Genomic DNA, 20,910 nt, shown 5'->3' with positions numbered 1-20,910 from the left:
GGTTGCCCGAAGTGGTTGATCGGTTGCTGTTCGACGTCGGCGATGACGGGCCCGCCCCCTTCGCCGGCTCGCCCGACCTGCCCGACCTGCGGTGGTATCTGGAGGACTACCGCAGGGTCCCCTACGGCGTCGGCGCCGCCCGGGGAGCCGAGGTCTCCGCGGAGCTCGCGGAGTGGGGCGAGGCGCTGTTCGCCGCCGTCCTCACCACGCACGACCGGCGGGCCGCCTACCAGGCGGCGCGGGCCGGTGGGGGCCCGGTCGAGCTCGTGATCCGGGGGCGGGAGGCCGGCCTGCCGTGGGAGCTGCTGCGCGACCCGGAGCGTGGCCGGTTCCTGGTCCTCGACGGGGTCGCGGTGGTGCGCGCCGCGCCCGGAACCGATCCCGGCCCGCCCGCGTCCGTGCCCGGCGACCGGCTGCGGGTGCTCTCGGTGCTCTCCCGGGGGGACCACCCGATCGTCGCCCGCCCGCTGCTGGAGCGGCTCGGCGGCGACGCCCTCGTCGTCCTGCGCCCGCCCACCCTGGCACGGCTCCGCGAGGCGGCGGCCGGTTTCCACGTGGTCCACTTCGACGGCGGCGGCCTGCCGGGACCGGCCGAGGAGGTCGCCGAGGCGCTCGGCGACGTGCCGCTGGTGATCGCCAACGGCTGCCCGCCCGAGGCCGCCGCGACGCTGGCCGGGGCCGCCGGATCGGTGGTGGCCCTGCCCTACCGCCTCGACCCGGCCGCCGCCGCCGACTTCCTGTCCTGCCTGTACGACCGCCTGATCGCCGGCGACACCGTCGCCGGCGCCGTCACGGCCGGCCGCGAACGCCTGGCCGCCCGCCCCGGCCGCCCCAGCCTGCGCGGGCCGCTGCGGCTGGACGACTGGCTGGTCCCCGTCCACCACCTCCGCCGCGACGCGCGCTTCCCCGGCCTGCGCGCCCACAAGGCCGAGCCCGCCCCGGCGCGGGAGACGTTCGTCGGCCGCGACGACCTCTTCCACGAGCTGGAAGACCACCTCCACCACCGGGGGGCCGCGCTGCTGCACGGCCCTCCGGGGATCGGGAAGACCGAGCTGGCCGAGGCGTTCGGCCGCTGGTGGGCCCGCACGGGCGGAGCCGAGCCCGGCGGCGTGGTCCGGCACCGCGCCTCGGGCCCCGACGGGGTCGTCGCCGCACTCGGCCTGTCCCACCTGGGCGCCGAGTTCGCCCGCGCCGGCCGCGACCGGCGCCGCGACCTGGTGCGGCGGCTCCTCGGCGAGCGGCGGCTGCTGCTGATCCTCGACGGCCTCGACACCCTCGACTCCCTCGACTCCCTCGACGACGGACCGGCCGCCCTGCGCGACCTCGTGGCCGACGTGGCCGCGTCGGAGCGCGGCGCGGTGCTGATCACCAGCCGCACCCCCGAGCCCCGCCTCGGCGACCTGCCCCGGATCGAGGTGGCCGGGCTGAACGCCGATGACGCCACCGAATACGCCGACCGGCTGCTGGCGGGCGTCCCCCAGGCGGCGGCCCGGCGCCAGCGGTGGTTGTTCTCCGACCTGATGGCGGCCCTGGCGGGGCACCCCCTCGCCATGCGGCTGATCCTGCCCCGGCTGGCCGACACCGAGCCCGAGGAACTGCTCGACGCCCTCCGCCACCGGGGGCTCGGCCGCGACCTGCTCGGCGCGGGCGTCCACCACGCCCTCGCCTACCTGTCGGCCGACGAGCGGCGGCGGCTGGGCGCCGCGGCGCTGTTCCCCGGCGTGGTGATCACCGACGTCCTGGCCGTGTTGTCGCGGTTCTGGTCGGCCCCCGACGCCTTCCGCGGTCTCGGCCCGGCGGCCTGGCGCTCGGAGCTCGACCGCGCCGTCGCGACCGGGCTGCTCACCCGCGTGCGCGTCAGCACCGAGACCTCCCAGGGCCTGGGCACCGGCCCGGCGCTGGCCATGGCGCTCGGCATGTACGCCGTCCACCCGGCCCTGCGCCCCTACCTGGTCGAGGAGTGGCGGGCCGCCGGGCAGCGCGGCTTCGACCAGGAGTACGCCACCACCCGCTTCGCCCTCCTGGAGGCCACCGCCGAGTTCGCCGAGCGGCTGCACCACCAGCTCACCGAGGGCGACGCCGAACTGGCCGACCGTGTGCTGCGAGTCCAGTACGACAGCCTGGCCGGGGTGTTCGGCTCGGCCCTCGACGGCCGCCAGTGGCGGTCCGCGCGGCGGATCGCGACGGTGCTCACCACACGCTGGTCCGACGACCTCGACGACGAGGGGCGGGCGTGGACCGCCCGGGGCCGCCGCGCCCTGGAGTTCGCGGGCGGCCTCGCCCCGGCCCTCGACGGCCCCGCCGGGGAGTTGTGGTTCGCCCTGGTGGCCGGGGACGCCGAGCGCCACCTCGCGGCGGGCCGCCTGGCCGAGGCGGGCGGCGCCTACCGCGACCTGCTCGCCGCGCTCCCGGAGCGGCCCGCCGACGCGCGGCTCGCCGCCGTCCAGCACCAGCTCGGCCGGGTCACCGAGGAACTGGGGGAGTGGGACGAGGCCGAGAAGTGGTACCGCACCTCCCTGGCCACCGGCGAGGAGATCGACTACCGGCCGGTGATGGCCGGCAGTTGCCACGGGCTCGGCCGGGTGGCCTGCGAACGCGGGCGGCTCGACGAGGCGGAGCGGTGGTTCCGCCGGTCGCTGGACGCGAACGGCCGTCTCGGCGACCGGCGGATGACGACGGCCACCTGCCGCCAGCTCGTCCGGGTCGCCGAGGCCAGGGGCGACGCGGAGGCCGCGCTCGACTGGGTCGTTCGCTGCGTCGCCCCGGCCGGGCCCGGCGAGATCGGCGACCGGTGGCGTGAGCTGACCGGCGAACCCCTCCCGCCGCTGGTCAGGGACCTGGTGGCCGAGGAGGGCGGCTGACCTACGCGGGCGGCGGGACCTGATACTCCTTGGCCAGGTCGGAGATCGTGTGCTCCTTGAAGATCACCGCTCCGCCGATCGCCTCCTTGTCGGGCTTCACGATGTACGTCGACAACGACGCCGGCTTGTCGTACACGGAGAAGTCCATCGGGGTGCCGCCGAACCCGCCCTCCCAGGCGTTCTGCGACCGGTGGGCCGTGATGATGCCCGCGCGGCTGAGGTCCTTGGCCGCGCAGGCGGCCTTCAGGGCGTCGCCGATGATGACGGCCTGCGTGTAGCCGGAGGCCACGCCGCTGTCGAGCGGCTCGCCGGGGAACTTCGCCTCGTAGTCGGTGATGAGCTTCTGGTAGACGGGCAGCGGCGCGGAGATCGGCGCCCCGGCCGTGGCCACGTAGTAGTCCTTGAGCAGCGCGGGCGCGGCGGGCGTGTCGAGGAGCAGCGGGCTGTAGGCGGAGTTGCTGCCCACGAACGGCACGTCGAGGCCGGAGGCGAGCGCCACGCCGACCAGCGAGGCGGCCTGGCGGGGGCCGACCGAGACCAGGATCGCGTTCACGCCGGCCTTCTTGAAGGCGGTGGCCTGCGCGGTCATGTCCTGGTCGGTGGCCTTGATCTTCTGCTCGACCAGTTCGAGGCCGGCCTTTCCCGCGGCGAACTTCGAACCGTTGAGGGCGCTCTCGCCGTAGTCGCCCTCGAAGTACAGGTGCCCGATCCTGTCGCCGGCCTTGATGCCCTTCTCCTTCGTCAGGAAGTCGACGGCGTTGATCATGTCGACGTCGTAGGTCGTGCCGGTGACCTGGATCGCGTCGCTGCCGAGCAGGCTGGTCGCCCACGCGTTCGGGAGCGTGAGGATCTTGTCGGCGGTGATCTTCTCCTTCAGCGCCGTCACCATCGGCGACCCGATGAACTGCGGGATCGCGGCGGTGCGCGGCGCGACCTCGGCGTAGGCCGCCATCGCCTTCTGCACGTCGTAGCCGTGGTCGCGGACCACCGTCTCGATGGTCCGGCCGCAGACGCCCCCGGCGGCGTTGAGCTGCTCGAAGTACATCTGCTGGGCCTGCGTGACGCTCTTGCCGAGCGAGGCGTAGGGCCCGGTCAGGTCGGTCAGCAGGCTCAGCGTGATCGTGGTCTCGGTCACGCCCGGCCCGGTCTTCACGCCGTCGCCGCCCGTCGCGGTGGCCGGGGCCGCCCCGCCGGTGGCCTTGTCGCTGGCGCAGGCCGACGCGGCGAGCGCCAGGGCCGCGATGACGATCGCGGCCTTCCTGTCAAGGGACATGCGGACTCCTGGTTTCTGGTGAGGGGGAGGGGGAGGAGAGGGGCAGCCGCAGGCGCGGCGGTCTCAGGCGGATCTTCCGGATCAGCCCGAGCAGGCCGCCCGGCAGGAAGAGCACGACCGTCACGACGGCCGCGCCGTAGAGGATGCGGGCGGCCTCGGCGGGGGAGACGCCCCCCGGCGTCCCCGGGGCGGCCACCAGCGGGATCGAGTCGCTGTACTTCGTGAGCAGTTGCGGCAGCAGGGACACGAACAGGGCGCCGCCGACCGCGCCGCCGACCGAGCCCAGGCCGCCGATGACGATCATGGCCAGGTAGTCGAGGGACAGCAGCACGCCGAAGTACTCGGGCACCGTCCGCTGGAAGACCAGTGCCAGCAGGACGCCGGCGAGGCCGCCGTACATGCTGGAGAGCACGAAGACCCCGGCCCGGTAACGCGCGACCGGCACCCCCATCACGCCCGCCGCGATCTCGTGGTCGCGGATGGTGTTCATGGCCCGGCCGGGCCGGCCCTTCAGCACGCCCTGGGCGAAGACGATCGACAGCGCCACCAGGGCGAGCCCGAGGAACCACAGGCGCTCCAGCGTGCCGAACGGCACCTGGAGGACGACCAGCGCCGGGGTGTCGCCGAAGGAGAAGCCGAACAGGTCGAGCTCCGGCACCGCCCGGCCGTTGAAGCCGCCGGTCAGGTGCTCGGCGTTGAACAGGACGTGCTGACCTCCGAAGATCAGCGCGAACGTGGCGATGCCCAGGTAGGCGCCCTTCAGCCGTCCGGCGATGGGGCTGAACAGCCCGCCCGCGACGCCCGCGACGACGACCGCCAGCACCGCCGCGAGCCCCGTCGGCAGGCCCAGCCCGCCCAGCTTGGCGGTGGGCTCGGCGGAGAAGAACACGTACGCGTAGGCCCCGACCGCGAGGAAGAACGCGTGGCCCATCGAGAGCTGGCCGGTCGCCCCGGTGAGCAGGTTGATGCCGATCGCCCCGATCGCCGCCGACATCGCGAACAGCCCGGTCTGGAGCCAGAAGCCGTCGAGGTAGAACGGCACCAGGAACAACACGGCCGCGACGCCGGTCCAGGCGAGACACCTATACACGGGCCAGCTCCTTCGTCCCGAACAGCCCGGCGGGCCGGATGAGCAGGATCACGAGCATCACCAGGAACGGCGCCACGTCGCCGATGCCGCGGCCGAGGAACACCATGTCGTTCTGGTAGCCGCTCATCATCGACTCGGTCACGCCGATGACCAGGCCGCCGACCAGCGCACCCGTGGTCGAGTCGAGCCCGCCGAGGATCGCGGCCGGGAACGCCTTCAGCGCGACCAGCGAGGTGCTGCGGTCGAGCCCGGGGGTGGGGAAGACGCACAGGAACAACGCGGCCACCGCCGCCAGGCCGCCCGCCACCGCCCACGCGCTCATCGACACCCGGCCGAGCCGCACCCCCATCAGCGCGGCCGTCTCGGCGTCCTCGGCGGCGGCGCGCATGGCGACGCCCCAGCCGGTGTACTTGAACGCCAGCAGGAACGCGGTGATCAGCGCCGCCGCCGTCACGAGCGCCACGATCCGGGTCTCCGCGAGGGTGACCCCGCCGAACCGCACCACCTCGCTGCCCCACGGGTCGCCCATGGCCAGCACGTCGGTGCCGATCTGCCGGGTCAGCTCGGTCGTGATCACGATGTCGACGCCGATGGTGACGATCGCCAGCACGCTGTGGGAGGCCACGTCGGCCCGGCGGATCACCAGGAACTCGATGGCCGCGGCGACCAGCGCCGCCGCCGCGACGCCGATCAGCAGCGCGGCCCAGAAGCCCACCAGGGGCCACAACCGGGCCACCAGGTAGCCGCCGGCCAGCAGCAGCGAGGCGTGCGCGAAGTTCACCACCTCGGTCGCCTTGAAGATGATGACGAAGCCGAGCGCGATGAGCGCGTACACGGCCCCGATGGAGATCCCGTTGACGAGCAGCTCCACGAACGTGGTCACGTGCCCTCCGTCCCGAGGTAGGCGCCGATGACGGCGGGGTCGGCCTGCACCTCGGCAGGGGTTCCGTCGGCGATGCGCCGGCCGAAGTCGAGCACGGTCACCCGGTCGGCCAGCCGCATGACCATGCCCATGTCGTGCTCGACCAGCACGATCGAGATGCCGAGGCTGTCGCGCGCCGACAGGATGAGCTCGGCCATCTCCTGGCGCTCACCGCTGTTCATCCCGGCCACCGGCTCGTCGAGGAGCAGCAGCCGGGGCTCCATGCACAGGGCGCGGGCCAGTTCCACCCGCTTCTGCACGCCGTAGGGCAGCAGCCCCACCGGCGAGGCGAGCCTGCCGGTCAGCCCGACGAACTCGGCGATCTCCGCCACCCGCGCGAAGTGCCGTCGCTCCTCCCGCCGGGCGGCGGGCAGGCGCAGCCCCGCCGAGACGAACCCCGACGACGTCAGCCGGTGCCGGCCCAGCAGCAGGTTGTCGCGCACCGGCAGCCGGGGCGACAACGCGATGTTCTGGAACGTGCGGGCCACGCCCAGCGCCGCGATCCGGTGCGGTTTCAGCGTGGTGAGCTCGGCGTCGCCGAACCTGACCGAGCCCGAGGTCGCCTTGTAGACGCCCGACAACACGTTGAAGCACGTCGACTTGCCGGCCCCGTTGGGCCCGATGACGGCGTGCACGGTGCCGGGCGCCACGGTGAAGCTCACGGCGTCGAGGGCGGTGAGCCCGGCGAACCGCACGGTCACGTCGCGGACTTCCAGAGGTTCCATACCGTCCGGTTGGTATGCCGTCGTCATGCTACGACCACCTCGACAGGGTGCGTGTCTCGAGCGTGCCCTCCACGGCGTCGGCGACGCCGAGGTAGCGGCGGCGCACCTCGTCGCCGGCCCGCAGGTCGGCGGCGGCGCCCTCCAGGGCGACCTCGCCGACCTCCAGGACGTAGGCGTGCGACGCCAGCGACAGGGCCATCGCCACGTTCTGCTCCACGAGCAGGACCGAGGTGCCCAAACTGTTGATCTCCTTGATCGTCTCGGCGATGCGGGCGGCCATCAGCGGGGCCAGCCCCAGGGTGGGTTCGTCGAGCAGCAGCGTCGTCGGCCCGGCCATCAGCGCCCGCCCGATGGCGAGCATCTGCTGCTCGCCGCCCGACAACAGCCCGGCCCGCTGCCGGGCGCGGTCCCTCAGCACGGGGAAGAGCTCCACCACCTGGTCGTGCGCCTTGGCGTAGTCGCGGCGCGGCCGGCCCAGACCGCCCGCCCGCAGGTTCTCCTCGACCGTCATCCGGGCGAACACGCGCCGCCCTTCGGGCACCTGCACGACCCCGCGCGCCACCACCGAGGCAGCGTCGAGCCCGGTCAGCCGCCGGTCGCCCAGGGTCACGGCGCCCCGGCAGGCGCCCCGGTGGAACCGGAGCGTGCCGGAGATCGCCCGCAGCAGCGTCGACTTGCCCGCGCCGTTCGCCCCGAGCACGGCGACGATCGACCCGGACGGCACCCGCATGGACACCCCGCGCAGCGCCCGCACCGGCCCGTAGCCCACCACCAGATCGCGGACGACGAGATCGGCCATCACGTGATTCCTCCAAGTGCGTCGGTGGTGCACACCAAACCCCGCGCTCGCACGGCCGTCCAGAGCGTCCGGTGAAGTCGCGACCCCTGCCCACTCATGACGGGACCCCGTTGTGCAACCGCACAACGGCGTGTCACGAAACGAAACCGAACCTTGTTCCGGAACGGGGCGGGTGGCAGGTTGGGGAGATGCGCTCCCTTACGCAGTCCAACCACGATGCGGAGGTCCGTGAGCTGCTGCGCGGCGCGGCCGGGGCCCTCCTGGCCCGGCTCCCCGAGCTGACCGACGAACTGGTGACGCGGGTCCGCGGCGGCGACGAGGCCTACTGCACGTTCGTGCCCGCCGACGACCACTGGCAGAGCACCCGCGAGGGCCTGCGGATCGGCATCACCACGATCCTGCAGGACCGGCACGAGCGCCGCGACCTGCCCTTCACCGAGTCGATGGCCCGCCGCCGCGCCGAGCAGGGCCTGCCGGTCGACTCCCTGATGCGCATGTACCGGCTGGCCGCGCAGGTGATGTGGTCGGCCATCGTCGACTACGTGGAGCGCGAGCAGCCCGGCCGCGTCGGCGTGCTGGTCAGGGTGGCCACCCACGTCTGGCACGCCATCGACCGGCAGGCGCTGGTCGCCGGGAACACCTACCGGAGAAGGGAGCAGGAACTGCTCGGGCGCAACCACGAACGCGTGAACGCGCTGCTCGACGCCCTCCTCGACGGCACCGCCGACGCCGGCGTGGTGCGCGGCGCCTCGGCCGCCCTCGACCTGCCCGAACGGGCCCGCTTCGCGGTCGTGACGGTGCGTTTCCCGATCCGCCACGACCACGAGGGCACGCGGCTGCCCGAGAAGATCGGCCGGATGCGCTTCATGTGGCGGATGCGGACCGGTCACGAGGTCGGCGTGGTCGCCCTGGGCGACGCCTCCCTCGACGACCTGACCGAAGGGCTGCGCCTGCTCGTCAGCGGCGTGGCCGGGGTGAGCCCGGTGGTGGAGAGCCTGGTCGACCTCGGCGACGCCCACCGCCTGGCCGAGCTCGCGATGCGCACCTGCGCCGACGCCGGGCCCGAGATCGCCCGCCTCGACCAGCGGCTCGCCACCGTGCTGGTCATCTGCCAGCCGGAGTTGTCGGGCCACCTGGTCGGGGGCGTGCTGGGACCGCTGCTGGCGCTGGAGGGCGCCGACCGCGACGTGCTGCTGACGACACTGGAGACCTGGTTGTCGTGCGAGGGCTCGGCCGCCCGCGCGGCCGGCCGCCTCTACTGCCACCGCAACACGATCATCAACCGGATCCGCCGCATCGAGCAGCTCACCGGCCGCTCCCTGTCGCGCCCGCGCGACATCGTGGACCTCACCCTCGCCTTGGACGCCGTGCGCCTCTTACCCCTCTGATGGAGAGCGCTCTCCGCTAAAGTGGCGGATATGAGGGAAGATCGGGTGGCTTCGCCCACGCTGGAAGACGTGGCACGGGCCGCCGGGGTCTCCCGCGCGACGGTCTCCCGCGTGATCAACGGCATCCGCAACGTCGACCCGTCGATCCAGGAGGTGGTCCGCCGGGCCATCGCCGAGGTCGGGTACGTGCCCAACCGGGCCGCCCGCCAGCTCGTCACCGGCAAGACCGGCTCGATCGCGCTCATCGTCTCCGGGGCGGGCCAGTTCTTCGCCCGCGTCTTCACCGACCCCTTCTTCGGCCGCGTCGTCGAGGGCATCAGCGGCCACCTGCGCCCGCTCGGCGTGCACCTCGTGCTGATGCTGGCCGAGGCCGCCGACGCGCGCGCCCAGGTCGTCGACTACGTCCGGCAGGGCCACGTCGACGGCGCGATCCTGGTCACCACCCACGCCGACGACCCCCTCCCGGCCATGCTGGCCGAGTCGGGCACCCCCGTCGTCCTGTTCGCCCGCCCCGACCAGCCGATCCCCATCTCGTACGTCGACCTCGCCCACGGCGCGGGCGCGCGCATGGCCGCCGACCACCTGGTCGCGCGCGGTTGCGAACGGGTCGCCACCATCTCGGGCCCCCTCGACGTGCTCGCCTCGATGGAACGCCTGTCGGGCTTCCGCGAGGCGATGGCCCGCCACGGCCACGCCTATGTGCCCAGCGTGGCCGGCAACTTCACCAAGGAGAGCGGTGAGGCGGCCATGACCCGGCTGCTGGCGGAGCAGCCGCGGATCGACGGCCTGTTCGTCGCCAACGACCTGATGGCCCAGGGCGCCCTGGAGGTCGCCGCCGCCCGCGGCCTGCGCATCCCGGCCGACCTCAAGGTCGTCGGCTTCGACGACAGCACGGCCGCGCTGGCCTGCCGGCCGCCGCTGACGACCATAAGGCACCCGGTCGAGGACATGTCGGCGGAGATGTCCCGGCTCCTGCTGTCCCAGATCGAAGACCCGTCGCGGCGGCCGAAGTCGGTCATCTTCGAACCGGAACTGGTCGTCCGCGAGTCGGCCTAGCGGACCAGCCGCGCCGGCGGGCGGCCTCGGTCGCCTCGGCGGCCGACGTCGTTCACGCCCTCGAAGACCAGCAGCCACGCCGCGCCGCTGACGGACAGGCCGTCGTCGAGGGCGCCGGGAGGTTCATCAGGGCTCCCGGCCGGGGTTCGGCCACGGGTTGGGCTTGCAGCCGCGCAGGGAGATCGTCTGCTGGACCATCACCGGGGCCGCGCGCCCCCGGGCCGGGCAGTCGCGGTGGCCGTGCCCGAGGCCGTGGCCGACCTCGTGGCTGATGACGTACTTCCGGTAGAGGTCGAGGTCCTCGTACGTGTCGGCGCCGAACGCCCAGCGGCGCGCGTTGATGACCGCCCGGTGGCCGTTCCAGCAGGACAACTGGCCGAACGTGCGCAGCGGGAGGCACTCCCGGTTGGTCGTGCCGGGGGTGGCCAGCGTGACCCGGAGCCGGGCCGCGCCCTTCGAGACGCGCTCGAACCGTCCCCAGCCCCGGGGGTCGTTCAGGATCTCGTGCACGGCCGTCGCGAACTCGTCCACGTCGAAGGGGAGCCCCTTCTCGACCTCGACCATGTACTTGATCACGGGCGCCCGGCCCGGCCGGGCCCCGGACCCGCCGTCGGCGACGCGGTACTTCCCGGAGCCCTTCTCGGGCACCTTGACCTTCTTCGGCGTCCTCGGCGGAGGCGGCGTCGGGGCGGGCGGCGGGATGTACGGCAGCGTCGCCCGGGGGGAGGCCGGCGGTGGCACGGTCCCGCTCTGGGCCACCGGCTCCGGGACCTCCTCGGAGGGCAGCGCGAAACCCCAGGTCACCGCCCCCACCACGGCGATCCCGGCCGCCGCGAACAGGACACGGTGGTTCACGACCCTCCCAAAATGAACTGAACGTGATCATACGGGAGGAGATCATCCGCACAGTTACGGTTGGGGGGTATTGCTCGCCCTTTCTGGTGAATCGGGGGCGTACTTCCGATTTCCGAATTACAGTCCAGGTATCGGGAGGCATGGAGGACACAGCGGGTGGAACGTTCCCCAGAGACGATCACCAACGACCTTTTAGCCGTCGTCACCCGAGAGCTCGGATACCGGGAGAAGCCCGGACAGCACACCAAATACGGCGCGTGGTACGCCGAGACCGTCAAGGATCCGCAGTACCGCAACGCCCCGTGGTGTGACATGTTCATCGCCTGGGCCGCGGACCGGGCCGGAGTCACCGACTACGTCGGCGCCTTCGCCTGGACGCCCTCCCACGCGCGCTGGTTCGAACAGCACCAGGCGTGGACGGACGAACCCGAGCCGGGCGCCCTGGTCTTCTTCGACTGGGCGGGTGGCGACGACATCAAGGGCATCGACCACGTGGGCATCGTCGAGAGGGTCGACGGCGGCAAGATCCACACGATCGAGGCGAACGTCGACAAGGTGTGGCTGAAGCGGAAGGTCCGCGACGAGAGCAAGGTCGTCGGCTACGGCGTCCCCCGGATGGTCAGGCCCGACCTGACGGTCGAACCGGCCGACGTGTCGCTGGCGTTACGGCCCGACGCGGTCAGCGCGACCACGAGCCAGGCGGCCGGGGTCGACCCGGTCGCGGCGATGGCGACGGGGGTGCTCGTCGTGGCGGTGGGGGTGAGCCTCGTCTTCGGCGGTTTCCACGTGCGGAAGCTCGCCTTCTCCGAAGGCCGCCACCGCCGCAGGCGGAAGCCGGCCCCGGCGGAGCCGCCGCCGTCGCTGGGGGCGTCCCCGGAGGCGGCGGAGCGGGCGATGGCCTCGGTGGCCGTCCGAGTCTCCTCCAGCCGCCGCTCCCGGCCCTACGAGTAGGGATCGGTGGTCAGATCGGCTGCCGGCGGGAATCGAACCTCACGAAGGTGTAGAAACCGACCCCGGCGATGAGGCTGAGGTTCGGCACCAGGTACTTGCTGAGCGAGAACCCGGAAGCCGTCCACGAGTTCACGTAGATGTCGATCATCTCGGCGAGGAAGAGCGCGCCCAGGAACGTGAAGACTCTGACAACCAGGTCGGTGCGTGCCCGCAGAGCCTTGATGTAGTAGGCGGACACCAGGAACCCCATGATCAGGGGGACCAGCACGGCCGCCAGGACGAACACCATGATCTCGTCGTCGGCGATGGGCTTCTTCAGAAGCGCGAAGACGGTGAGACCCGAGGCCTTGAGGGCGAAGAACGCCGCCAGCCCCGTGCCGATGGCGACGAACCTGATCGTGGCCTCCACGCCGCTGTTCGGATGAGACGTGTCGTCGTCCATCAGCGCGCGCTCTCCCAGCGCCACGATTCCGCCGATCGTGGTGGCGATGATGATCAGGGGGACGAGAAGGGAGGCCAGCCAGGAGAACATCGCGTACCTCGTTTGCGTGCCGAAGGCAGGAACGGCGCCGTCGGTTGTTCATCGGACTACAGATAGGTCCGTTACGCGCCTACGATTCCTGGCTACAGCCCACCGGTCAGCCGTCGGCCGCCCAGGCCCACGTCTTCTTCAGCACCGCCGCGACCCGGGCGAAGCGCATCGGGTCGAGCACCGCGCCCTCGCGCCGGATGTCGTCCTCGTTCATCTCGAAGACGCGGTCGAGGCGGAGGTAGGACGGGCGGGGGTCGCCGCCCCAGACGCCCAGCGGCAGCCAGTCGCGGGAGTCGTCGTCGCCCTTGCTGGAGAGCATCATGCCGAGCAGACGGCGCCCGTGGCGGCCGACGACGAGCAGGGGGCGGTCCTTGCCGCGTGACGGGTCCTCCTCGTAGGGGACCCACGTCCAGACGACCTCGCCCGGGTCGGCCATGCCGTCGAGGTCGGGCGAGTACTCCATACGGGCCGCCCGGTCGATCCGGTGGACCTCGCGGACGGCGCCCCGCGACGGGCGCGGGTCCTCTCCATGATCACGCACGATACGCACTCTATCGGACGGTCTTCACCCAGTATGGGTCGTCATAGAGGACCGCTCCCGAATCGTCCAGAAGCTGTTCGGGCGCGGAGATGAGCGCGACCTCGCCCTCCTGCTGGAGCTGCAGCAGGATGTCCCGCACCCGGGGGCCGACCGGCAACCTGCCCGGCGGCAGGTTGAGGCGTTCGCGCACCAGGTCGGCGAGCTCGGACAGGCGGAACGGCCGGTGCGGCAGCAGCGCCAGGACCACCCGGACCGGGATGGCGGTCTCGGCCTCGGCGTGCGCCAGCTCCCACACGAGCTGCGGGCCCCGGCGGCCGGTCCCGGCGCAGGCCAGGCAGCGCCGCCGCCAGCCGGGGTAGGGCTCCTCTTCGAGGGTGCCGAGGCAGACCGTGCACAGGTTGGCCTCGGAGGCGTGGAGTTCGGCCGACACCTGGTCGGGCAGGTCGGCCCCGCAACTGCACGCGTAGGGCGCGGTCGACATGACGTGGCGGGATTTTTCCTGGTTCATCCCTTGGCACTGTAGCCACTCACGACGCGACACGGTGTCTCCCGACCGGCTGATCAAGGGGCTGTGACACCATTCCTCGTATGCGAAAAACCGGATGGCTTGTCGCGGGGGCACTGGCCGCTGGAGTCGCGTGGAAGCTGCGCGACGTCCCCGAGGCGATGGGCGCCGACCCCACCGGCGCGCGCGCCGAAAGGGTCCGCCGTTCCCCGCAGTTCCGCGGCACCGCGTTCGCCAACTCGGCGCCCGCGGCCGTCACCTCGCGCGAGGAGACCGCCAAGATCCTCCGCGACCTCTTGTTCGGCGGCGAGCGGCGCCGCCCGCGTGGCGTCATCCCCGTGGTCACGCCCGCGTCCGACCCCATCAGCGACCTCGACGTCGTCTGGTACGGCCACGCGACCGTGCTGACCGAGATCGAGGGCCGCCGGGTCCTGTTCGACCCGGTGTGGAGCGACCGGTGCTCGCCGGTGCCGTTCGCCGGCCCCCGGCGCAACCACAGGCCGCCGCAGCCGATCGACATGCTGCCCCGGCTCGACGCCATCGTGATCTCCCACGACCACTACGACCACCTCGACATGCGGACCGTCCAGGCCCTCACCGGCTTCCAGGACGCGCCCTTCGTCGTCCCCCTCGGCGTGGGCGCCCACCTGGAGCGGTGGGGCGTGCCCGAGTCGCGGATCGTCGAGCTCGACTGGAACGAGAGCGTCACCGTCCGCGGCCTCACCCTCACGGTCACCGAGGCCCGCCACTTCTCCGGCCGTTCCTTCACCCGCAACACCACCCTGTGGGGCTCGTGGGTGGTGGCGGGCGAACGCCGCAAGGTCTTCTACACCGGCGACTCCGGCTACTTCGAGGGGTACGCCGAGATCGGCCGCCGCCACGGCCCGTTCGACGTGGCGCTGGTGCAGATCGGCGCCTACAGCGACAGCTGGCCCGACATCCACATGACGCCCGAGGAGGCGGTCCGCGCCCACCTCGACCTGAACGCCGGGCTGCTGGTGCCGGTCCACTGGTGCACCTTCACGCTGGCCTTCCACTCGTGGGGCGAGCCGGTCGAACGGTTGTGGCGCGAGGCGAAGGGCCGCGGCGTCCACCTGGCCGTGCCCCGGCCCGGCGAGCGGTTCGCGGTCGACGAGCCGCCGCTTGTGGACGGGTGGTGGCAGCAGATCGAATAGGCTGTCGGCTTCCGTAATCGTGAAGACCGGGGGAGTAGCCACGTGGCCGAGAAGGTCGTCCTGATCGATGATCTCGACGCGTCCGAAGGGGAAGACGTCTCGCGGCGGGAGTTCCGCCTGCTCGACAAGCTGTTCGCGATCGACCTGTCCGAGGCCAACAACGAACGGCTCGCCGAGGCCGTCGGCCTGATCGAGCTGGCGATCGAGAAGGGCCGTGAGGTCAAGCAGGCCGGGCGGGGCCGCAAGCCCGCCGAGCCGAGCAAGCTGCAGGGCTTCACCAACACCGACGTGCGCGACTGGGCCAAGGCCCAGGGCATGGAGGTCCCCGCACGCGGGAAACTGCCGGAAGACGTGATCGACGCCTTCGTGGCGGCGCAGCGGGAGCCCGTGGAATCCTGATCGGGTGCGGATCGACCTCCACAGCCACAGCACCGCCTCCGACGGGACCGAACGCCCCGCCGAGGTGGTGTGGCGCGCCCGCGAGGCCGGTCTCGACGTGCTGGCCCTCACCGACCACGACGGGGTCGGCGGCCACGCCGAGGCCCTGGCGAACCTGCCCGACGGCCTGACCCTGGTGCCCGGCATGGAGTTGTCGTGCCGCCGCGACGGCATGAGCATCCACATGCTCGCCTACCTGTTCGACCCCGACCACCCGGGCCTGGCCCGGGAGACGGCGCTGATCCGCGAGGCCAGAGACGGCCGGGCCGCCGAGATGGTGGCCCGGCTGATCGAGCTCGGCGTCCCGATCACCATGGAGATGGTCGAGCGCATCGCCGGCGGCGGCGTCGTCGGCCGCCCCCACGTGGCGCGGGCGATGGTCGCGGTGGGCGCCGTCGCCGACTTCGAAGAGGCCTTCTCCAACCGCTGGATCGGATCGGGCGGGCGCGCCCACGTGGCGCGCTACGCCCTCGACCCCGTCCGCGCCGTCGAACTGACCCGCGCCGCCGGAGGGGTGGCGGTGCTGGCCCACCCGAGGTCGGCCAAGCGCGGCCGGGTGGTTCCCGACGAGTGGATCGCCGACATGGCCGCGGCGGGCCTGACCGGGATCGAGGTCGACCACCGCGACCACACCACGGCGGCCCGCGCGGAACTGCGCGGCCTGGCCGAAGACCTCGGGCTGGTCGTGACCGGGTCGAGCGACGACCACGGCGAGCTGACCGGCCACCGCCTGGGCTGCGAGACGACCGCGCCCGAGGCCTACGAGGCGCTGCTCGACGCGGTGCCGAGCCGTACCTGACTTCGGGCCCCTGACCATCCGGAGGGGACGCCCGGGAACGGCGTCCGCCCGGCCGGCGGCAGGGCGTCGAACCGCACCCCGCTCCTGACCGCCGTGCCCATCCCGGTGCCGATGACGGGATCCCGGCTGGTGACCAGCGCCGAGGCGCGGGTGCCCAGGGCGGCGACCGAGTAATCGTCGCTATCGATCCGGCGCGGGCCGCGCTCGACCGGGCACATGCGAACCGGCTCCTCCGGTCACGTGGACAAGGTCGCCGCGGCCTCCAGGGCGAGTGCGTGCACGAACGCCTGGGGCAGATTGCCCCGCGACTGGCCCTCGGTGATGTCGTACTCCTCGGAGTACAGACCCGGTGGTCCGCACGTTCCCCGGCTGCGTTCGAAGAGGCGGGTCGCCTGGACGCGGTCGCCGCTCCGGTGGGCGGCGAGGGCCGCGACGAAGCCGCACAGGACGAAGGCGCCCTCGGCCTCGCCGAGCGGGCGCCGGTCCTGCCGGAACCGGTAGACGTGGCCGTCGCGTTCGAGGTCGGCGTGGACGGCGGCTCGCGTGGCGACGACGCGCGGGTCCTCGGGGGGCAGGACGCCGCGGACCGCGGGGATGAGCAGGGACGCGTCCACCCGGGAATCGTCGAAGGCACGTTGCCAGCGTCCCGACGGATGGAGGCCGTACAGGGTGGTGTGGGTCAGGATGCCGTGGGCGAGGTCCCGCCATTTCGCGGCCTGCCGGGCGGGGGCCACGGCGGCGGCGGCCTTCAGCCCGGCGGCGCAGGCGAGCTGCGAGTGCACCCATCGCCGCCGGTCCAGCTCCCAGATCCCGGAGTCGGGCTCTCTCCAGCGGAGCGCGATCGCGTCGGCGGCCGTCTCCACCGCCCGCCACGCGTCGGAGTCCAGCCGGTCGAGGCGGGCCGCGGCGGCCAGCAGCACGAGGGTCTCGCCGAAGACGTCGAGCTGGAACTGGTCGTTGACGTGGTTGCCCACTTTGACCGGCGCTCCCGGGTAGCCCGGGAGGAAGGGCAGCGGCTGCTCGTCCGGCACCCGGCCGCCCGCGGCGGTGTAGGCGGGCACCAGGCCGGGGCCGTCGGTCAGCAGCCGGGCGGTGATGAAGCCGGTCGCCGCGTCGAGGAGGGGGCCGTCGCCCGCGGCCGCCGCGGCGTGACCGGCGTAGCACTGGTCGCGGATCCAGGCGTAGCGGTAGTCGTAGTTCCTGCCCGCGTCGGCGCGTTCCGGCAGGGAGGTGGTGGCCGCGGCGACCAGGCCGCCGCCCGGGGTGTTCATGCCGCGCAGTACGGCGTGGGCGAGCATGTTGTCCCGGTCGGCGAAGGACGGCCGGCCGCTCCGCCACCACTGTTCGGTGGTGCGCCAGGCCGTCTCGGCGTCGACGGGCGCCGTGTCGAAGGGGCGGCAGGACAGCTCCAGCACCAGGTCGTGACAGTGTCCAGGGTGTATCAGCAGGTCGTCGGCGCCGGTCCAGCGGAAGTGGAGGTCGCCCGTGCGGCCGGTCCAGCTTCCCGACGCGTCCTGGTGGAGGTCGCGCACCGGCTCCCGGCCGTAACCGGCTCGTGGGTCGAGGATCGCGGTCACCCTGGCAGGGCCGTCCAGGGTGCTGATCCGGCGGAGCAGCACCGCCCGGTCGGGCGTGGCGGGGAGCGCGAGGGCCTCGCGGCAGTCCAGGATGCCGGTGGAGGTGACCCAGCGGCTGTGCCAGATGAGCGAGCCGCTCTCGTAGAAGCCGCCCCAGACGAATCGGCGGTCGGCGGGCGTCACGGCGTAGAGGCCGGCGCCGCCGAGCAGGCTCGCGAAGACGGCGTCCGAATCCCAGCGCGGCATGCACAACCAGCCGATGTCACCCATCGGGCCGATGAGCGCGCCGCGATAGCCGTCGGCGAGAAATGCGTACTGGCGTAGTGTCTGCGGGGTGAATTCTCGGTGGCCTCCATTTTTCATGGAAAGACTCCTTCACCGGGCTTTCGCCTTCCGAGCCTACCTCGACCGGACGGCGGGGTAGGAGGCCGATATGAGAGTGCCGCGAAACGTCCGTCTGATCGTCTATTGTTTCGCGTTCATCCTCTTCCTTTTCTTTACCGTCTCCGCGGGAATTTCGCAGGACTGGATTCTTTTCCTCGTCGGCATGGTCGTGACCGGGCTGGCGGCCACGTGCGCGCTCGTCGTCGGGGAGTGGTTCGCCACCCATCGGGAGCGGGCCGGCAGACCTCGCGCCAAATCGGAGAAAAAGGACGTGTAGCCACAGGGCGGTCGGGTGACGCGGCGACTACTGCTGAGCACCCCGAGCCCGCAACTGGCCCGACTGCCGAGGCTGACCGGGCTGGACCGGCGATTCCGCGTACGGGCCGACGTCGCCGACGCCGGAGTAAGACCTCCTCGATCGGCGTGCTGTACGCCGCGGTGCGGGCATGCGTGTAGAAAATCCTCATGAGTGATGAGCGTGCCGACGACGGCGATCTCGACGCCGTCGTCTCCGCGGTGCTGACCGGGTCGCGGCTGCTGGTGTCGATCGCGGCACGCTCCCTGGGCTCGGTCGACGAGGCCGTCACGCTGCCCCAGTTCCGGCTGCTGGTGGTCCTGGCCGGGCGGGGTGAGGCCAAGCTGGTGACGCTGGCCGAGGCCCTGGACGTGAACCCGTCCACGGCGATGCGGATGGCCGACCGGCTGGCCAACGCGAACCTGGTCAGGCGAGCCACCAACCCGGACAACCGGCGGGAAAGCCTGATCCGGCTCACCGCCGAGGGAAGGCGCGTCGTCGACGAGGTCACCGCCCGCCGCGGCGCCGAGATCGAGAAGATCGTCTCCCGGCTCACCCGTGATCAGCGCCAGGCACTCGTGACGGCCATGGCGGCGTTCAACGAGGCCGGCGGCGAGCCCCCGGTGGCCGCGCACCCTCTCGGCTGGCCGTCCCTCTAACCGTCCGGCGAGAACATCCGCAGCTCGACGATGGCCTCACTCACCGTTCGCCGGAGCGTGAGCACCTCATCCAGACCTCGCCTGCGCAGTTCCACCCGGACGAGATCGGTGGCGCCCGCGACGAGCATCCGGCCGTTCGTCTCACGGGCATGCCGATCCGCTCCCATGAGGGCGGCGAGTCCGTAGGAGTCGGAGGAGGAAAGCTCGCTCAGGTCGACGACGAGGCGAGGCGGGTCGTGGACGGCCAGGGCGCGGGCGAGGCCCTGCTGGACCTCGCCGCAGTTGTCCACCGCCAGTTCGCCGCCGATCTGGAGAATGACGATCCGGCCGACGATCATGAACTGGGAGACGGACACCTCAGCCATGACGGGCCGGGAGAGGACTGCGGACGAGCATGGCGGCCTCCAGCGCGGAGCGCGAACACGGACTCGCCGACCAGACTTCCCGGCACACCTACGGCTCACGCTAGCAGACAGCTGCAATATGCAATGTTTGCTACCGCAAGCAATGGCCTCGCTGATAAGGTCGATCACGGTGCGCCGGGAAGTCTGGTCGGCAATGTCCAAGCCGTCCGATCGACAGCCCTCCCGGAGGCCCGTGATGGCCGCACTGCCGCCCCCGTTCGCGGCGGCCCTGCTCGCGGTGCCGCTGTCCAGCCCGGCCAACCGCACGATCCTGCCGACCGTGGCGCTGTTCCCGGTCTCTGGTCCCCTGTCAGGCGACGGAGCGTTCGGCCCCGTCCGTCTGCGGCCCGACGACATCGCCTTGTTCGCCGTGCCGTTCGGCGACGGAATGCGGGTGCTCGGGACGAGCGTAAGACCATTGCAGTATGCAACCGTCTTTGACGGGCAGAGCATCGGGTCGGCGCGGAGAAAGAGGTGCGTGAGATGAGGCCGCAGGCGGTTCTCGGGGCATTGCCGGTCACGGTGATGCTCGCCGTCGCCGTCGCCGACGTCGTCGCGGGCCCGACGCTGGGGTTCCTTCCCCTCCTGACTCTCGGGCCCACGTTCGGCGCCGCGGTGGGAAGTGTCCGGCGCACGGCCGTGACGGGCCTGGTGGCGCTCGCCCTGTGCGTGCCGCTGGCGGCCTACAACGAGCTGTTGTTCACCCGGCAGAACAACGTCACCCTGGCGACGATCGTCGGGGTGACCTGCGCGGCCACCGTGGTCAGCCATCTACGGCTCAAAAGGGAGCGGGAACTGGCGAACCTCCGGCTGGTGGCCGAGGCGGCGCAGCGGGTCCTGCTGCGGCCGGTCCCGCGCCGGGCCGGCGATCTGCGGGTGGCGCTGTCCTATACCTCCGCCGCCGCCGAGGCCCAGATCGGCGGCGATCTCTACGAGGTGGTCACCACGCCCAAGGGGGTGCGCCTGCTGATCGGCGACGTCCAGGGCAAAGGACTGGCCTCCGTCGAGACGGCCGCCTGGGTCCTCGGGGCCTTCCGGGAGGCGGCCTACGAAGAGGACGACCTCTCCGGGGTCGGCGAACGTCTGGAGGCCAGCCTCGCCCGGCACCTGAGCGGAGAGACGTTCGTGACCGCCGTCATCGCCGAAACGCACGACGGAGAGATCTCCGTTCTGAACTGCGGACACCCCCCGCCCCTGGTCATCCGCCACGACGGGCGGGCCGTGCTGCTCGAACCCGAGGAGGACAGCCTCCCCCTCGGACTGGCCGCGCTGGGACTGCCCGGGCCCAAACCACTGCGGGTGCCGTTCACCCAGGGAGATCAGATGCTCCTCTACACCGACGGCGTGATCGAAGCCCGCGACGGGAACGGGGCGTTCTACCCGTTGACCGACCGCCTCGGCCTTCTCGGCCAGCCCGATCCCCAGAGAGCGCTGGACGACCTGCGGGCCGACCTGATCGGCCACGTCGGCGGGCCGCTGCCCGACGACGCGGCCATGCTGCTGGTCCGACGGTGATCGCCTGCCCGACGGCCTGTCGGGCACCGTCCTGGAGATCGGCGCGGCCAACCGCGCCTCCACCACCTGATCGGCACCGCTACCGCCATCGATGATCTCCCGACGGGGATCTCGCCCCGACGGCGGAACGTCCGGCACATCACAACAAACGGTATCAATACGCCCC

At 72.3% G+C, this 20,910-nt stretch carries 23 protein-coding genes; 11 read left to right on the top strand and 12 right to left on the bottom strand.

Annotation, left to right across the window (positions count from 1 at the left end):
• Positions 1-11 precede the first annotated feature (11 nt).
• Positions 12-2,861, top strand: coding sequence for a tetratricopeptide repeat protein (locus tag AW273_RS10920; RefSeq protein WP_157555685.1), 2,850 nt, complete (start codon positions 12-14; stop codon positions 2,859-2,861).
• 1 nt (position 2,862) lies between these two features.
• Here the strand turns inward: AW273_RS10920 and AW273_RS10915 are convergent, their stop codons facing one another.
• Genes AW273_RS10915 through AW273_RS10895 form a run of 5 tightly spaced genes read right to left on the bottom strand, consistent with a single transcriptional unit; the run spans position 2,863 to position 7,670 of the window.
• Positions 2,863-4,134 (bottom strand): ABC transporter substrate-binding protein, encoded by a 1,272-nt coding sequence (locus AW273_RS10915; protein ID WP_062347845.1) that lies wholly within the window; start codon positions 4,132-4,134, stop codon positions 2,863-2,865.
• Positions 4,124-5,224, bottom strand: a complete 1,101-nt coding sequence (locus AW273_RS10910; RefSeq protein WP_062347843.1) for a branched-chain amino acid ABC transporter permease — start codon at positions 5,222-5,224, stop codon at positions 4,124-4,126. Before AW273_RS10910 ends, AW273_RS10915 begins: the two co-directional genes overlap by 11 nt.
• Entirely contained in the window at positions 5,217-6,107 is an 891-nt protein-coding gene (locus AW273_RS10905) for a branched-chain amino acid ABC transporter permease (RefSeq protein WP_062347841.1), read from the bottom strand. Before AW273_RS10905 ends, AW273_RS10910 begins: the two co-directional genes overlap by 8 nt.
• Positions 6,104-6,871, bottom strand: a complete 768-nt coding sequence (locus AW273_RS10900; RefSeq protein WP_062347840.1) for an ABC transporter ATP-binding protein — start codon at positions 6,869-6,871, stop codon at positions 6,104-6,106. Before AW273_RS10900 ends, AW273_RS10905 begins: the two co-directional genes overlap by 4 nt.
• A gap of 28 nt (positions 6,872-6,899) precedes the next feature.
• Entirely contained in the window at positions 6,900-7,670 is a 771-nt protein-coding gene (locus AW273_RS10895) for an ABC transporter ATP-binding protein (RefSeq protein WP_062347838.1), read from the bottom strand.
• A 188-nt stretch (positions 7,671-7,858) separates the two neighbouring features.
• Here AW273_RS10895 and AW273_RS10890 point away from each other — a divergent pair, with 188 nt between their 5' ends.
• Together AW273_RS10890 and AW273_RS10885 are read left to right on the top strand one after the other, a co-directional pair.
• The gene (locus tag AW273_RS10890) at positions 7,859-9,058 is read left to right on the top strand and encodes a PucR family transcriptional regulator (RefSeq protein ID WP_062347836.1); all 1,200 of its coding nucleotides are present in this window, start codon (positions 7,859-7,861) and stop codon (positions 9,056-9,058) included.
• Positions 9,059-9,088: 30 nt separating this feature from the next.
• The gene (locus tag AW273_RS10885; protein WP_062347834.1) at positions 9,089-10,114 is read left to right on the top strand and encodes a LacI family DNA-binding transcriptional regulator; all 1,026 of its coding nucleotides are present in this window, start codon (positions 9,089-9,091) and stop codon (positions 10,112-10,114) included.
• Between the two features lie 126 nt (positions 10,115-10,240).
• On the opposite strand, the gene AW273_RS10880 is transcribed toward AW273_RS10885, so the two are convergent.
• Complete coding sequence (locus tag AW273_RS10880) at positions 10,241-10,969, bottom strand: DUF3152 domain-containing protein (protein ID WP_232327274.1); 729 nt, start codon at positions 10,967-10,969, stop codon at positions 10,241-10,243.
• A 156-nt stretch (positions 10,970-11,125) separates the two neighbouring features.
• Here AW273_RS10880 and AW273_RS38530 point away from each other — a divergent pair, with 156 nt between their 5' ends.
• Positions 11,126-11,920, top strand: coding sequence for a CHAP domain-containing protein (locus AW273_RS38530; RefSeq protein ID WP_062347833.1), 795 nt, complete (start codon positions 11,126-11,128; stop codon positions 11,918-11,920).
• A gap of 10 nt (positions 11,921-11,930) precedes the next feature.
• Here AW273_RS38530 and AW273_RS10870 read toward each other — a convergent pair whose 3' ends face one another.
• The 3 genes from AW273_RS10870 to AW273_RS10860 all read right to left on the bottom strand — a co-directional run bounded on the left by AW273_RS10870 (position 11,931) and on the right by AW273_RS10860 (position 13,501).
• A complete protein-coding gene (locus AW273_RS10870) occupies positions 11,931-12,452 on the bottom strand; it encodes a hypothetical protein (protein WP_062347831.1) in 522 nt (173 codons plus the stop codon).
• Positions 12,453-12,558: 106 nt separating this feature from the next.
• Positions 12,559-12,993, bottom strand: coding sequence for a type II toxin-antitoxin system PemK/MazF family toxin (locus AW273_RS10865; RefSeq protein ID WP_062347999.1), 435 nt, complete (start codon positions 12,991-12,993; stop codon positions 12,559-12,561).
• A gap of 10 nt (positions 12,994-13,003) precedes the next feature.
• Positions 13,004-13,501, bottom strand: coding sequence for a hypothetical protein (locus tag AW273_RS10860; protein ID WP_062347829.1), 498 nt, complete (start codon positions 13,499-13,501; stop codon positions 13,004-13,006).
• 80 nt (positions 13,502-13,581) lie between these two features.
• On the opposite strand from AW273_RS10860, the gene AW273_RS10855 reads away from it, so the two are divergent.
• From AW273_RS10855 to AW273_RS10845, 3 genes are read left to right on the top strand one after another with little or no spacing between them, the layout of a single operon-like run.
• Positions 13,582-14,673, top strand: a complete 1,092-nt coding sequence (locus AW273_RS10855; RefSeq protein ID WP_062347826.1) for an MBL fold metallo-hydrolase — start codon at positions 13,582-13,584, stop codon at positions 14,671-14,673.
• Positions 14,674-14,715: 42 nt separating this feature from the next.
• Positions 14,716-15,072 (top strand): Lsr2 dimerization domain-containing protein, encoded by a 357-nt coding sequence (locus tag AW273_RS10850; protein ID WP_062347824.1) that lies wholly within the window; start codon positions 14,716-14,718, stop codon positions 15,070-15,072.
• 4 nt (positions 15,073-15,076) lie between these two features.
• Positions 15,077-15,910: a PHP domain-containing protein gene (locus AW273_RS10845; protein ID WP_062347821.1), complete on the top strand. Its 834-nt coding sequence runs from the start codon at positions 15,077-15,079 to the stop codon at positions 15,908-15,910.
• On the opposite strand, the gene AW273_RS10840 is transcribed toward AW273_RS10845, so the two are convergent.
• On the bottom strand, positions 15,871-16,128 hold the full coding sequence (locus tag AW273_RS10840; RefSeq protein WP_062347819.1) for a hypothetical protein: 258 nt from the start codon (positions 16,126-16,128) through the stop codon (positions 15,871-15,873). The two genes, AW273_RS10845 and AW273_RS10840, sit on opposite strands and share 40 nt — an antisense overlap.
• 18 nt (positions 16,129-16,146) lie before the next feature.
• Positions 16,147-17,850: a glycoside hydrolase family 15 protein gene (locus AW273_RS10835; RefSeq protein WP_062347818.1), complete on the bottom strand. Its 1,704-nt coding sequence runs from the start codon at positions 17,848-17,850 to the stop codon at positions 16,147-16,149.
• A 70-nt stretch (positions 17,851-17,920) separates the two neighbouring features.
• On the opposite strand from AW273_RS10835, the gene AW273_RS10830 reads away from it, so the two are divergent.
• Positions 17,921-18,148, top strand: a complete 228-nt coding sequence (locus tag AW273_RS10830; protein ID WP_062347816.1) for a hypothetical protein — start codon at positions 17,921-17,923, stop codon at positions 18,146-18,148.
• A gap of 188 nt (positions 18,149-18,336) precedes the next feature.
• Positions 18,337-18,825 carry a MarR family winged helix-turn-helix transcriptional regulator gene (locus tag AW273_RS10825; protein ID WP_062347814.1) on the top strand — a complete coding sequence of 163 codons (489 nt, stop codon included), beginning with the start codon at positions 18,337-18,339 and terminating at the stop codon, positions 18,823-18,825.
• Here AW273_RS10825 and AW273_RS37835 read toward each other — a convergent pair.
• The gene (locus AW273_RS37835; protein WP_198168106.1) at positions 18,822-19,190 is read right to left on the bottom strand and encodes an STAS domain-containing protein; all 369 of its coding nucleotides are present in this window, start codon (positions 19,188-19,190) and stop codon (positions 18,822-18,824) included. The two genes, AW273_RS10825 and AW273_RS37835, sit on opposite strands and share 4 nt — an antisense overlap.
• Before the next feature lie 235 nt (positions 19,191-19,425).
• Between AW273_RS37835 and AW273_RS37830 the strand changes: the two genes are divergently transcribed.
• On the top strand, positions 19,426-19,716 hold the full coding sequence (locus AW273_RS37830) for a hypothetical protein (protein ID WP_062347811.1): 291 nt from the start codon (positions 19,426-19,428) through the stop codon (positions 19,714-19,716).
• A complete protein-coding gene (locus tag AW273_RS10810) occupies positions 19,713-20,744 on the top strand; it encodes a PP2C family protein-serine/threonine phosphatase (protein ID WP_062347998.1) in 1,032 nt (343 codons plus the stop codon). The genes AW273_RS37830 and AW273_RS10810 overlap by 4 nt, the downstream gene beginning before the upstream one ends.
• The last annotated feature ends 166 nt before the right edge of the window (positions 20,745-20,910 follow it).

The sequence above is a fragment of the Herbidospora yilanensis genome (assembly GCF_001570565.1).
In the GTDB taxonomy this organism is placed as follows: Bacteria; Actinomycetota; Actinomycetes; order Streptosporangiales; family Streptosporangiaceae; genus Herbidospora; species Herbidospora yilanensis.
Note: the sequence above shows the minus strand (reverse complement) of the source record. Positions and strands in the feature narration are given on the sequence as shown.

Excerpts from the sequence above, each read along its gene's own strand:
- AW273_RS10915 (WP_062347845.1), bottom strand. The coding sequence starts at position 4,134 with ATGTCCCTTGACAGGAAGGCCGCGATCGTCATCGCGGCCCTGGCGCTC.
- AW273_RS10900 (WP_062347840.1), bottom strand. The coding sequence starts at position 6,871 with ATGGAACCTCTGGAAGTCCGCGACGTGACCGTGCGGTTCGCCGGGCTC.
- AW273_RS10895 (WP_062347838.1), bottom strand. The coding sequence starts at position 7,670 with ATGGCCGATCTCGTCGTCCGCGATCTGGTGGTGGGCTACGGGCCGGTG.
- AW273_RS10890 (WP_062347836.1), top strand. The coding sequence starts at position 7,859 with ATGCGCTCCCTTACGCAGTCCAACCACGATGCGGAGGTCCGTGAGCTG.
- AW273_RS10885 (WP_062347834.1), top strand. The coding sequence starts at position 9,089 with ATGAGGGAAGATCGGGTGGCTTCGCCCACGCTGGAAGACGTGGCACGG.
- AW273_RS10870 (WP_062347831.1), bottom strand. The coding sequence starts at position 12,452 with ATGTTCTCCTGGCTGGCCTCCCTTCTCGTCCCCCTGATCATCATCGCC.
- AW273_RS10860 (WP_062347829.1), bottom strand. The coding sequence starts at position 13,501 with ATGAACCAGGAAAAATCCCGCCACGTCATGTCGACCGCGCCCTACGCG.
- AW273_RS10855 (WP_062347826.1), top strand. The coding sequence starts at position 13,582 with ATGCGAAAAACCGGATGGCTTGTCGCGGGGGCACTGGCCGCTGGAGTC.
- AW273_RS10840 (WP_062347819.1), bottom strand. The coding sequence starts at position 16,128 with ATGTGCCCGGTCGAGCGCGGCCCGCGCCGGATCGATAGCGACGATTAC.
- AW273_RS10835 (WP_062347818.1), bottom strand. The coding sequence starts at position 17,850 with ATGAAAAATGGAGGCCACCGAGAATTCACCCCGCAGACACTACGCCAG.
- AW273_RS10830 (WP_062347816.1), top strand. The coding sequence starts at position 17,921 with ATGAGAGTGCCGCGAAACGTCCGTCTGATCGTCTATTGTTTCGCGTTC.
- AW273_RS10825 (WP_062347814.1), top strand. The coding sequence starts at position 18,337 with ATGAGTGATGAGCGTGCCGACGACGGCGATCTCGACGCCGTCGTCTCC.
- AW273_RS37835 (WP_198168106.1), bottom strand. The coding sequence starts at position 19,190 with ATGGCTGAGGTGTCCGTCTCCCAGTTCATGATCGTCGGCCGGATCGTC.
- AW273_RS37830 (WP_062347811.1), top strand. The coding sequence starts at position 19,426 with ATGGCCGCACTGCCGCCCCCGTTCGCGGCGGCCCTGCTCGCGGTGCCG.
- AW273_RS10810 (WP_062347998.1), top strand. The coding sequence starts at position 19,713 with ATGAGGCCGCAGGCGGTTCTCGGGGCATTGCCGGTCACGGTGATGCTC.